Origin of the sequence: Kroppenstedtia guangzhouensis, assembly GCF_014637345.1 — a bacterium.
Lineage (GTDB): Bacteria > Bacillota > Bacilli > Thermoactinomycetales > DSM-45169 > Kroppenstedtia > Kroppenstedtia guangzhouensis.
Map to the genome: position 1 here is coordinate 205,725 of NZ_BMEX01000001.1, position 12,158 is coordinate 217,882.

Consider the following 12,158-nt stretch of genomic DNA (forward strand, 5'->3'; position numbering starts at 1 on the left):
CGGAATTGAACAGGGAAAGGAGTCACCGGTATGGAAAAGGTGTGGCTTACCCACAAAGGACGGGTGCGGGAGCACAACGAAGACAGTGTGGGCCTTTTTCAGTCCGACCATGGGGTTCCCGTGGCCGTTCTCGCTGACGGCATGGGCGGCCACCAGGCCGGTGATGTGGCCAGCCGCACGGCAGTCCAGGTGATCCAGCGGGAGTTGGGCGGGCTCACTCCTGAAGCGGGGACGGAAGAGCGGCGGGAATGGATGTTGAATGCAGTGACGGCGGCCAATCGCGAAATCTATGAAATGGCCAGCCGGAACAAGGGTTACAAAGGGATGGGAACGACGGTGATCGCAGCCGTCCCGGGAAAGGATAAAGTAACCCTGGCCCATGTGGGGGACAGTCGTGCTTATCTCCTGCATGAGGATGGACTCTATCAACTGACAGAGGATCATTCGCTGGTCAACGTGCTGAAAAAGCACGGTGAGATCACAGAGGAGGAGGCGAGAGTCCATCCCCAGCGAAATGTGATCGTCCGTTCCGTGGGAACCAATGAAGAGGTGGAGACAGATTTCATCGTCACTCCGTGGTATTCGGGGGACATCCTATTGATCTGCTCCGACGGGCTGTGTGATATGGTGCCCGTCGATGTGATCGGAACCATTCTCACCTCTTCCCTTCCTCTCCAGGAGCAGGCGAACCGTCTGCTGGAGAGCGCCCTGGAAGCCGGAGGAAAGGACAATATCTCCGTAATTCTAATAAAAAACGACGGCCTGATAAATAAAAGCGATTGAGACAGAGATGGAGAGCGAGGTGAGATGACAGTGGAAGGCAGAAAATTAGGCGGTCGCTATGAAGTGATCAGCCGGATCGGCGGCGGGGGCATGGCGGTGGTATACAAAGCAAGGGATGTTCTTCTGAACCGCCATGTCGCGATCAAAGTGCTCAATGAGTCCCTGAGCAACGATGCGGAGTTTGTGAAACGCTTCAGCCGGGAAGCGCAGGCCGCCGCCAGTCTGTCCCATCCCAATGTGGTCAATGTGTATGATGTGGGTCAGGAAAACCATACTCATTATATTGTCATGGAGCTGGTGGAAGGCCCTACGTTGAAAGAATATATCCAGCAGTACAGTCCTCTGACACCGGAAGAGATTGTGTCCATTGCATCTCAGATCTGTGATGCCTTGGCCCATGCCCATGAAAATCAGATCGTTCACCGGGACGTCAAACCCCATAATATCTTGCTGGGGTACAACGGCCGGGCCAAAGTGACCGACTTCGGGATCGCCCGGGCGTCCACTTCTTCCACGATCACCCAGGCAGGTTCCGTGATGGGGTCGGTTCATTACTTCTCCCCGGAGCAAGCCCGGGGCGGGTTGATCGGGCACAAATCGGACATCTATTCCCTGGGTGTGGTCCTGTATGAGATGGTGACCGGGCGGCTTCCCTTTGACGGGGACTCCGCCATCAGTATTGCCATGAAACATCTGCAGGATCCGGTGGAGGATCCTTCCGGGTTGAATCCAGATGTGCCCCCGGAGATTCATCGGATCATCCTGAAGGCGATGGAAAAGGACCCGGATCAGCGGTTTGAGACGGCTCTGGAGATGAAACAGGAGCTGGATGAAATTTTCCATTATGACCGGATGGAAGAGCCGCGACTTCGAACCGATCGGCATGAATCCGCCGGAGCCAAACCATACGCCGCTGCGGGGGCTGCCTCCTCTGATGGTGGGGACGGGAGCCGACAGACACCCAACCGGGTGGGCGATCAAACGATGGCCAATCTGGAACGGCTCCGCAATGTCCCGGCGGACAAGGACAAGACCATGCTGGAGCGGACCGTCGTCTGGCTGGAGAACGTCCAAGCCAACATGCCCTGGTGGCAGAAACTTCTCTTCGGTCTGTTCACCTTGGTCGTCATCGGAGCCCTGGCCATTTTCACTTTTGATATGGTGATGGGGTGGATGTCCAAAGACGGAGACGAGGAAGTTCAGGGGCAGCAGCAAAAGGGTTCCGCTGCCGTTGAAGTGGCCAAAGTGGTCGGGATGGACGCCGATGAGGCTGAGGCCAAACTGAAAAAAATGGGGTTTCAGGTGAAGGTGGAGACAGGGGACACCACCCACTTCGGTGCGGAGCACGACACGGGAAAAATCTATAAACAGACCCCTGCTGCGGGGGAGGAAGCCGTCCCGAAGGAGACGGAAGTGGTCCTGTACAAGAACCCGGAGATGTTTCAGGTGCCGGAAGTCAGGAATGTATGGCAGACGCGGATCGAGGGTGTTATGGCTCGGGAATACAATTATACCCCGAAAATCACCTTTCATGATGAGTCAGGGGTTGGCCACGGTAAAGGAATCACGACCCGTCCCAAGCCTGGACAATACTGTCCCAAGGGTGGCACGCTGCATGTGTGGATCCAAACCGCGGGCCAAAACAACCCACCTCCCGAACCCAAAGAGATTTATCCGTAATGAGGGGTATGTTTACAATTGATTGCAATCATCCCGGTTGATGACAACCCATTACTTAGATCATAATGAGAACGAGGCGAACGCCTCGTTTCCTTTGTGTTCAGCGCCTGAAAAAGGAGGGAAGTTATGCCGGAAGGGAGAATTGTGCGGGCTGTCAGCGGTTTTTATTATGTGCGGTCTCCCGAGGGGGATGTACAGTGCCGAGCGCGGGGGATCTTTAAAAAGAAAAAGGAGTCCCCTTTGGTGGGGGATCGGGTCACCTATGAGGAGACGGCTCCCATGGAGGGGGTGGTGACCCGGATCCACCCCAGGTCGACGGAGCTCCTGCGCCCCCCGGTGGCCAATGTGGAGCAGGCGGTGGTGGTGAGTTCCCTGCGGCAGCCTGGGTTTCAGCCGGAGCTGCTGGACCGGTTTTTGGTCCATGCGGAGCGGGAAGGGTTGAAAGTGGTGATCCTGCTCACCAAGCGGGATCTGCTGGAGGATGGGGCGGAGGTGGAGAGGATCCGGGCCATATACGCTCCGGCGGGATACAGGGTGCTCCCCACCAGCGTCCGCAGCGGAGAAGGGATCGAAGCGGTGAAGGGGGTCTTGCAGAATCAATTGTCCGTCTTTGCCGGTCCCTCAGGGGTGGGGAAATCCTCCCTATTGAACGCGGTGTTGCCCACAGCGGAATTGCAGATCGGGGAAGTGAGCAAAAAACTGGGCCGCGGCCGCCACACCACCCGCCATGTGGAGATTCTTGACCTTCCCGGAGGAGGTCAGGTGGCGGACACCCCCGGTTTCAGCCAGCTCTCCTTCAGGAACCTCAGGGAGACGGAGCTGGGGAAGTGTTTTCCCGAGATGGCTGCCAGAGCCCCCGGTTGCCGCTTCCGGGGCTGCCTCCATAAGAATGAACCCGGATGCCGGGTGAAGGAAGCGGTGGAAGCGAGGGAGATCCACGGGTTCCGTTACCGGAACTATTTGCATTTTTTAGAGGAAATCAACGAGCAGCGGAGGTATTAAATCATGGTAAAAATCGCACCATCCATCTTGTCCGCCGATTTTTCGCGGTTGGGAGAAGAGATCGCCGATGTGGAGCAGGCGGGCGCCGACTGGATTCACGTCGATGTGATGGACGGTCATTTTGTCCCCAACCTGACTATCGGTCCCCTGATCGTGGAGGCGATCCGGCCCCGGACGCAACTGCCCCTGGATGTTCATCTGATGATCGAGGAGCCGGACCGGTATATTCCCGCCTTTGCCCGGGCGGGGGCGGACTGGATCTCGGTTCACCAGGAGGTCTGTCCCCATCTGCACCGCACCATCCATCTAATCAAGGAGGAGGGAGTCAAGGCGGGGGTGGTGCTCAATCCGTCCACTCCGGCGGAGGTGTTGCAGCCGATCCTTCGGGATTTGGATCTGGTGTTGTTAATGACAGTCAACCCCGGTTTTGGGGGACAGGCTTTCATTCCCGGTGTGCTGGATAAAATCCGGCAAGTGCGTCGGATGCTGGAGGAGGCCGGACTCTCCGATGTGGAGCTGGAGGTGGACGGCGGAGTCAACCCGGATACCGCCGCAGAGACAGCATCTGCAGGGGCATCAGTACTGGTGGCCGGTTCCGCGGTCTTCAGCCGGAAGGATCGCGGAGAAGCGATCTCCGCCATCCGTGCGGGAGCGGGATCCGGTCTTACGAACCGGGGATAAGGAGGCGTCCAATGGAGAGAAAGCGCTTGATCAATTTGACGGAAATTGCGGTGATGGCTGGGGTGGGTGCGGTTCTCAGTGTGTTTGTCACCCTTCGCCTGTGGCCCCAGGGAGGTTCCGTCAGCCTGGCCATGGTGCCGATTGTGTTGGTGGCTTATCGCAGGGGGTGGGTCGCCGGAGTGATTTGTGGATTGTTGGTCGGGTTGTTCAACCTGATGACCCACCCCCTGATCGCCCATCCCGTTCAGGTGGTGCTGGATTATCCCCTGGCTTATGCGGCTCTCGGGCTGGCCGGTCTGTTTCCGGTAAGAGGGGAGGCACCGGGATGGACCGGAACGGGACGGATCGCTTGGGGGGTGACGGTTGCCGGTTTGATCCGGTTTCTGTCTCATTTTGTATCGGGGGTCGTCTGGTTCGGGGCCTACGCTCCCGAAGAATTTTCCCCTGTTCTGTATTCGGCACTGTATAATCTTTCCTATATCATTCCCGACATCCTGGTCTCCATCCTGATCGTCTCTCTGTTGGCCGCCAAAGCTCCCCGGCTGGTGAAGACAGGATGAGCCGGCGCTGGGTGGTGGTGGCGGGGGGAGAACTGGCGGTTTCGGAGTTGGGAGTGATCCGGCCCGGGGATCGGGTGGTCGGTGTCGACGGCGGTGTCCGGGCCCTTCAGCAGGCAAATCTCCCGATTCACCTGGCCGTGGGGGATTTTGACACTTTGGGGTCCCAGGTCCCCCCATCCTTGAAAAAGGCGGGTATCCCGGTGAAGCGATTGCCTGCGGAGAAGGATATGACGGATACCCAATACGCGGTGGAGACTGCGATTGCGGAGGGGGCACAGGAGATTTTGATCTTGGGGGCCCTGGGCGGGGCACGCTTTGACCACGCCTTGGCCAATCTGTTTCTGTTGGAAAAAGTCGAGGCGGCCGGCATCCGGGGCGTGATTGAAAACTCCAGCAACCGGATTCGCCTTCATCCGGGAGGGGGGAAAGAGCTGTGGCTGGAGCGGGGGGCCTTCCCTTATGTCTCCCTGCTCGCCCTGACGGATCAGGTGGAAGGGGTTTTTTTGGAAGGGTTTCGCTATCCTTTGTATGACGCCACCTTGTACCGCCGGTATCCCCGGGGAATCAGCAATGAGCTCACGGCAAGACGGGGGAAGATCCGCATCCGCCGCGGGAAGCTGTTGGTGGTGGAGAGCCGCGACTAATTTGGGCGCGGCCTGTTTCCTGTTCTAGGCACCTTGACCCCTCTATAGAATATATATAAGTGACAGGGTGATGCGTTGCCTTGCGAGCAACAGGGTGAAGGAGGGATCGGGGTGAAATTTTACACCATCAAACTTCCTAAGTTCCTCGGCGGGATGGTCAAAGCCCTATTGGGTGTTTTTCAGAAGGAAAAATAGGTGGCTGACCTGGTGCCCCCCGCCCGGGGTTCGTCGGAAAAGTCGAACTGATGATCCATTTTATCGCCCGGGCTTCCGGGTCTTGCCACGAAGAATGAGGCGGCGTGGTCCGTGTCACATCTGTTTCTACCGCGGGGAACCAAAGGAGCGGCCGTCGAAGCGGCCGTTTTTTTACTGTTGCGAAGGAATTGGGATCTTTTAAAAAAATGTTTGACACCGAATGTTTGTTTGTTTTATAATTTGCATGAAATCATTGATTGCCCATCCTTGTTCAGCATGATTGTATGGCGTTCCGCCATGCTTGCGTTGACGGTACCAATCCGTCACCCGGCTCCGCCCTACTTGGCAGTCGGGGGTGTACTACCACCCGACTCGGCTGCCTAAAAAGGCGTAGCCGCAGCCTCTTTTGTCGGGTGGTAGTACACCCCCGACTGTTCAGTGGCGAAACCGACTCGATGGAATTTTAGTGAACACGGATGGGAGGAAACCCGGCCTTGAATGGTCGGGTTTTCTGTTATCCCGGTCGCCGCGGTCGCCGGGTTGCAGATGTTTTAAGGGAGGGAAGGGCATGGATGAACAATCTTCCCCAAGGGGAGAAGCTTTTGATGAGGAAAAAAAGTTTGAGGCATGGTGGCAACAGGAAGATCCGGTGGAGCCCTTGTCCAAAGAATATCAGTCATTGTTGGATCAAGAGAACCCCCTTTTTGTCTCCAAATTTAGCTTTAGGCACAGATACGAATGGGGTTCCCATCCGGCTTGGTTTTGGACCTTGTACCTGGATGGTCGCCCTCTGGCCCGTGAGGCATTGCAGCAATGGATGAGTAGCAGGTATTATTGGTTCAATCAAGATCAGTACCGCTACCTGAAAGCGGTACTCAAACTGGCGGAGCAACGGCGGGATGCGGAAATCTGGGGAAGGCTGGCATACTGGTTTGATATTTCTTCCCGGTCATACAGGCGTCCCTACTCTCACCGGACGGATCTCTATCTCCGGCGTCGGATCTGGCGGGTCTTGCGCAACCTGGGCAGGGAGGGAGCCTCCGACTACACCCGGATGGCGGCGGAGATTTTGATCCACTACACTCCGGATGATGAGTGGCCTTTATGGCGGGAGACCCGGGATGACCAGATCGGGGGCTATTTGAACTTCTATGTGCTGAATCAGATTTTGTATCGCAACAGTTCCCGGTTTGTCTGTGAAGAAAACCGGAAATGGAGACTGGCTGACCGGCCGCCGGCGGAGTTGGAGAGGTTTCCGGAGGAGCGGGAGGAAGCCTTCCCGGAACTGTGGGACCGGGAGCCGGAGCGGCTGTGGCATATCCTGGTGAACGGGAAAGCGAAGCCGGTGATTCAGTTTGCGATCCGGGCCTTGAAGAAAGGAAATCCGGAGTACTTGGGAGGATTGGATTCCGAGGCGTTTTTGAAGTTGCTGAATGCAAAGGAGCCCGTCAAAAGAGCTTTTGCTGCTGATGAGATCATCGCCCGGATGAATCCGGATCAGCCGGTGTTTCCCCTGTTGTTCAATATGCTGATCAATCCTGATCGGGAAGTTCGAAACAAAGCCTTCTCCTTTGTGGAATGGAACGTCTCCCGCTGGTCCTGGGAGCAATCTTTGGAGCTGACCCGGTTATTGCTGAACAAGCTGATTCAAGATCCGGAGTTGGATGGACAGGTGTCCCATCTGCTGGCGGATCTGTTGGTCAAAGTATTGGGAACCCCTCTTCACCACTTGTCCACCCTGGACCTTGCCACCCAGCTTTTGAAAGGGAAATCCCATATGCATCGGATGATGGTGGCGGAAGTGTTATATCGCATTCATTATCAACGTCATCCCTATACGGAGCGGGATCTGTTACCCTTCTTAAAAAGCGAAAATGAGACCATTCGGGTGGTGGCCAAAAATCAGCTGGTTCTTCACCGGAAAGATTGGCAGATCGACCGGGATTTTCTGTCGGAACTGATGAATACCCCGGACAGTTTCCGGTTCTTTCTCGAGGAAGAGGCACTGGTGGAGATCTTGAAGGGATTTCCTTTGTTGGAAGTAGCTGAGGAACTGCTGGAGTCATCGGTGGCGGCATCCCGGGAACTGGCGGCATCCGTTCTGTCTTTGTTGAGAAACCAACCGTACGTGAAATTTCCGGTTCGGGAACTGCTACCCTTTTTGTCCAGCGAACTCCCCCGGGTGAAGGAAACTGCTCAAAATCTGCTTCGTTATCAGTACTGGCACTTTCACCATGACGCGGATTTTGTGATGGATCTGCTCTCCATCTCCGATGAGGATCACCTTCGTTTGGTGCAGGACACTTTTTCTCGGTGGGAATATTCGTGGTTCTGGATTGAACTTCTGTCAAAGCACGGGGACGAGTTGTTCCAGCGTCTTTGGGCCAAGATGACGCAGCCGGAGACGCCGGATTCCATTCGCAATCTGATCCGGGAGGAATTACTGGAGAATCTCTTTCGGGAGAGACTCAATTCCCTGCCCATGGAACGGATTCTTCCTCTGTTGGAGAGTACGGACACAGGCTTGCAGGAATTGGGGATCCGGTTGCTGAATCAGTTGGATCCGTCACCGGATGCATTGGAGAAGGAGCTTCTGTTTGATCTGGCTCACAGCCGGGTGGCGGTGGCGAGGGAGACAGGACGCCGCCTGCTGGAATACCGGTTGTCTGAGCTGGAGTCCGGTGATTGGGCCAACCTGGCGGAAACCGATTGGGAAGATACCAGGGAGTGGGTGTTTTTGCGGATGGAGACAGAGGTGCCGGAAGAGGAGGCAGATCCGGAGCTGGTCTGCGGATTGGCAGACAGCAGCATTCCCGAAGTTCGGCAAAAAGGGTTGCAGTGGGCCGCCCTTCCCGGGATGTGGCCCCATCGCCGGAGGATGGTTCAGCGTTTGGGGGAAAGCCCCTATCCCGAAGTTCAGCTGTTTGCCTTGGAGCAAGCGGGTCAACTGGATTGGGGAGCCAAGGGGCTGGAAGAAATGGAACTGTTCTTTCGACGGGTTCTGTTTCAGGTCAATGGAAGCCGAAAAGCGAAGGATCTGGCTTTGGAATTGTTATGGAGGGAAGGCGCTGCCGAAGAGGAGCGGGCCCGATTGGCGGTTCGTCTGTTGCAGGATTACTTAAGGAATGCCGGCAAGCGGGATTTTGAAAAGGTGATGGTGATCTTGACCCGGTTATCGGAGTGCCATCCGGGATTGAATACTCCGTTGTGCCGGGTATCAGACAGCTGAAGGGGGAGAGACGATGCAGTTTCAACAGGTATACGCAAACCCGAGCCGGATCCGTCACAGTGACGGGGGAACGACGGTCTCTTTTTCCCCGGACCTGGGTCGGGAACCCACCTATTTTCGGGGCCGGATCGCTGATCCTATCCGGTATCGGGATGCGATGAGCGCTCTAAGGGATGTGGTGGTATCCGACTTGAAATACAAGCCGAAGGATCACAGCGCCTACCAGGCCTGGGTGCGGGAGCAGTACATACAGGACATCGCAGAGCAAGTGTCAACCAAACAGGAATGGGTGAGCCGGATGCAGGAGGTTCATGCACGCATCCGGGAGTTGGAACGGAAGATGGATGTGAGGAACCGGGATTACAATAAGGCGATGCGCCGGTATTTCAATTACCTCTATACCCATGACAAGGCGGGGTGGTTTGTCCTCGATCCGGTGATCACTGTCGCTCCGGACCAGGTTTTCTTTGAAGCTTTCTCCCAGGATGAGTCTTCCTATGGACGATTGGCGGTTCACGAAGAGATGTTCCGGGATGTGAAGGAATTTGAGTATGGTACGACCAATATCGACTTTTCGGACTCCCTGCACGGGGAATTGCTTCGGATGAGAACCTACCGGCCCACTGAGTTCCAGATCGATCCCGGCGGTTTTGAAGTGGCCACAGAGGGACGGGAGGTGTATAAGGAGCAGAAAATCGATGTGCCGGAAAGCTGGATTCGCGGTTTTCTTCAGGTGCAGTCGGCGATGAGCCTGCCGACGGTCTCCTTCCGGGTCCAGCCCATCGACATCTACAATCTGTGCACTTTCCTGAGGCGAAACCGGGAAAAGCATGGTCCCCGCTCCCTTCGCTATCGTTTGCGGCCGGGACAGCCGGTCCAGGTGGCGATCGACCCTTGGGGGGAAGTGCTCACCTTCAGTGAAACCATCTATACAGGGGATGTGGACAGAGAGATCCGGACCTGGGGTCGCCGTCGTCTCTTTCTGTTGGAGAAGCTGTTACCCCTCGCCCGCAGTGTCACGATTCACCTCCTCGGAACCGGGATGCCCAGTTTCTACATCGTCGATCTGGGTGGGGTCAGCTTTACATTGGGACTCTCCGGCTGGACCAGGAATGACTGGTCCGCCTCAGGAAATTTTGATCTGATGGTGGGAGGCGTCCCTGTCTCTCCCGTGGACAGCGGTCGGGTATTCGCCGAGCTCAAACTCCGGAAAACAGCCACTTCCGAGGAGTTGGCCCGCCGCACCGGTCTCTCACCGGAGGTGACTCAGTCTGCCCTCCGTCAACTGTGCCATGCCGGACGAGTGATGTTTGATCTAGAGACCGGCTGGTTCCGGTTGCGGGAGCTGACCCGGGATCCCTTGCCCATTGACGATTTGAAATATAACAATCCTCGGGAAAAAGAGGCGGAGAAGCTGATCTTGGAAGGGAAGGTCACACTTCTCTCTGTGAACCGGGAAGGAAATAGAGACCTTCTCAAGGGAGAGGTGGCAACCCGATCCCGAACCCGCCAACCGGAAGTTCAGCTGGACGGAGACGGTCGGATCGTCCATGCCGCCTGTGACTGTTATTTCTTCAAGCAAAACAAATTGATGCAGGGGCCATGTGAGCACATCCTGGCAACGGTGGTCCTTTACCGCCGGAGGATGAACGGATCCCAGGGGAAAGGGTTGTGAACATTGCAGGGAAAAAATGATGGGGAAGTGCAGCCCCTCTCCCGAGAAGAGTGGCTGGAACGAGTGATGCAGGAGGGCCGGGACGAGGTGATCCGGCGGGAAATGATCCGGATGGGTTTCTGGTCGGAGGAGCCCCTCCCTCCTGAAGAATTGGAGAAACAGAAACAGGAAGAAAAAGAGCTGGCTCAACTGAAAGAGGAATTGGAATCCCTGGAGGAAAAGACCCGGAAATTGGGAGACCTCGAGGCGATGATCCGAAGACGGAGACAGGAACGGATCGAGGAAAGCCGACGGCGGCGTGCACAACGCAAGGAAGAGCGAATTCGCCGACGGGCCGAGGCCCAGGCCAAGTGGAAGGAATACCGGGAGCAACATGTGGTCCATGTGGGGGAAGGTTTTTCCGGGGACCTGGAGCTCCTGAACAGCGATGAGGAAAGGCTGAGGGAGTCGGGACTACCTCTGATTCATACTCCCCAAGAGCTGGCAGAGGCAATGGAGATTCCGCTGGGACGTCTGAAATGGTTGACTTATCACCGGGACACCGCCACCATTTCCCATTATCACCATTTCACCATTCCCAAGAAAAACGGTGGAAAGCGGATCCTCTCCGCCCCCAAAAAGCATCTGCGCCAGGCGCAGGAATGGATCCGGGCGCATTTGCTGAACCGGGTGGAGGTGCACCCTTGCGCCTATGGATTTGTCCGGGGAAAAAGCATCGTGGATAACGCAGCCCACCATGTAGGTAAGGCAGCGGTGATCAAAATGGATCTGAAAGATTTTTTCCCCAGTGTCCATTACCCCCGGGTGAAGGGAATGTATCAGTCTTTCGGGTACAGTCCAGCGGTCAGTACGCTGTTGGCTCTGTTGTGCACCGAGCCGCCCCGCCGGAAAGTGGAATTTGACGGCAGGATCTACCATGTGGCTGTGGGGGATCGCCATCTGCCACAGGGAGCCCCCACCAGTCCGGCGATCACCAATATCCTGTGCCGTCGGCTGGACGAGCGGTTGCTGGGGTTGGCGGATTCCCACGGTTTTGCATACACCCGCTATGCGGACGATCTCACCTTTTCCTGTTGGCCGTCCGGCGAGAAGCGGATCGGGGCATTGCTGGGAACGGCCCGGGGGATTGTTCGGTATGAAGGATTTGAGGTGAATGAAGAGAAAACCAGGGTCCTTCGCCGCTCCAGGAGACAGGCGGTCACCGGGATCATCGTCAATGAAAAAACCAACCTCAACCGTGGCGAGTTGCGCGCTTTTCGGGCCCTTCTGCACCAGGTGGAACAAAAGGGATTGAAAGGGCAGAATATCCATAATCACCCGAACTTCTGGGAATATATCAAAGGTTATACCAGCTATATCGAGATGGTCCGGGGAGAAGCCGCCGCACCCTACAGGGAGCAGGTGAAGCGAATCGCCCGCAAGTACGGACTGGATCCAAAAGTGGCGAGTGATCACGCTTAAAGAAAAGACAAAGAAGCACCCTGCAGGGTGCTTCTTTGATAAAACCCGCCAATCAGGCGCGGGTTACTTTGCCCGATTTGAGAGCCTTGGTGCTCACATAGACGCGCTTCGGTTTGCCATCGACCAAGATGCGTACTTTTTGGACGTTGGCGCCCCATTTGCGACGGGATTTTCGGTGAGAGTGGCTGACCTGGTTGCCGGTGCGCCCCTCTTTGCCGGTGATGTAGCAACGACGTGCCATGTTCCCC

At 56.3% G+C, this 12,158-nt stretch carries 11 protein-coding genes; 10 read left to right on the plus strand and 1 reads right to left on the minus strand.

Annotated elements, in window-relative coordinates:
- Positions 1–30: 30 nt before the first annotated feature.
- From IEV46_RS01175 to IEV46_RS01220, 10 genes are all read left to right on the plus strand, one after another.
- Positions 31–783 (plus strand): Stp1/IreP family PP2C-type Ser/Thr phosphatase, encoded by a 753-nt coding sequence (locus tag IEV46_RS01175; RefSeq protein ID WP_188428946.1) that lies wholly within the window; start codon positions 31–33, stop codon positions 781–783.
- 30 nt (positions 784–813) lie between these two features.
- A complete protein-coding gene (gene pknB / locus IEV46_RS01180) occupies positions 814–2,463 on the plus strand; it encodes a Stk1 family PASTA domain-containing Ser/Thr kinase (protein ID WP_229735858.1) in 1,650 nt (549 codons plus the stop codon).
- Between the two features lie 126 nt (positions 2,464–2,589).
- Positions 2,590–3,465 carry a ribosome small subunit-dependent GTPase A gene (gene rsgA / locus IEV46_RS01185; protein ID WP_188428950.1) on the plus strand — a complete coding sequence of 292 codons (876 nt, stop codon included), beginning with the start codon at positions 2,590–2,592 and terminating at the stop codon, positions 3,463–3,465.
- 3 nt (positions 3,466–3,468) lie between these two features.
- A complete protein-coding gene (gene rpe / locus IEV46_RS01190; RefSeq protein WP_188428952.1) occupies positions 3,469–4,146 on the plus strand; it encodes a ribulose-phosphate 3-epimerase in 678 nt (225 codons plus the stop codon).
- An 11-nt stretch (positions 4,147–4,157) separates the two neighbouring features.
- Positions 4,158–4,706, plus strand: a complete 549-nt coding sequence (gene thiT / locus IEV46_RS01195) for an energy-coupled thiamine transporter ThiT (protein WP_188428954.1) — start codon at positions 4,158–4,160, stop codon at positions 4,704–4,706.
- The gene (locus IEV46_RS01200) at positions 4,703–5,350 is read left to right on the plus strand and encodes a thiamine diphosphokinase (RefSeq protein WP_188428956.1); all 648 of its coding nucleotides are present in this window, start codon (positions 4,703–4,705) and stop codon (positions 5,348–5,350) included. Before thiT ends, IEV46_RS01200 begins: the two co-directional genes overlap by 4 nt.
- 111 nt (positions 5,351–5,461) lie before the next feature.
- On the plus strand, positions 5,462–5,545 hold the full coding sequence (gene spoVM / locus IEV46_RS01205) for a stage V sporulation protein SpoVM (RefSeq protein WP_040387229.1): 84 nt from the start codon (positions 5,462–5,464) through the stop codon (positions 5,543–5,545).
- Positions 5,546–6,113: 568 nt separating this feature from the next.
- On the plus strand, positions 6,114–8,774 hold the full coding sequence (locus tag IEV46_RS01210; protein WP_188428958.1) for a hypothetical protein: 2,661 nt from the start codon (positions 6,114–6,116) through the stop codon (positions 8,772–8,774).
- 13 nt (positions 8,775–8,787) lie between these two features.
- Positions 8,788–10,449 (plus strand): SWIM zinc finger family protein, encoded by a 1,662-nt coding sequence (locus tag IEV46_RS01215; RefSeq protein ID WP_188428960.1) that lies wholly within the window; start codon positions 8,788–8,790, stop codon positions 10,447–10,449.
- A 3-nt stretch (positions 10,450–10,452) separates the two neighbouring features.
- Complete coding sequence (locus IEV46_RS01220) at positions 10,453–11,910, plus strand: reverse transcriptase family protein (RefSeq protein WP_188428962.1); 1,458 nt, start codon at positions 10,453–10,455, stop codon at positions 11,908–11,910.
- A 52-nt stretch (positions 11,911–11,962) separates the two neighbouring features.
- On the opposite strand, the gene rpmB is transcribed toward IEV46_RS01220, so the two are convergent.
- On the minus strand, positions 11,963–12,151 hold the full coding sequence (rpmB, locus tag IEV46_RS01225; protein ID WP_188428964.1) for a 50S ribosomal protein L28: 189 nt from the start codon (positions 12,149–12,151) through the stop codon (positions 11,963–11,965).
- Positions 12,152–12,158 lie beyond the last annotated feature (7 nt).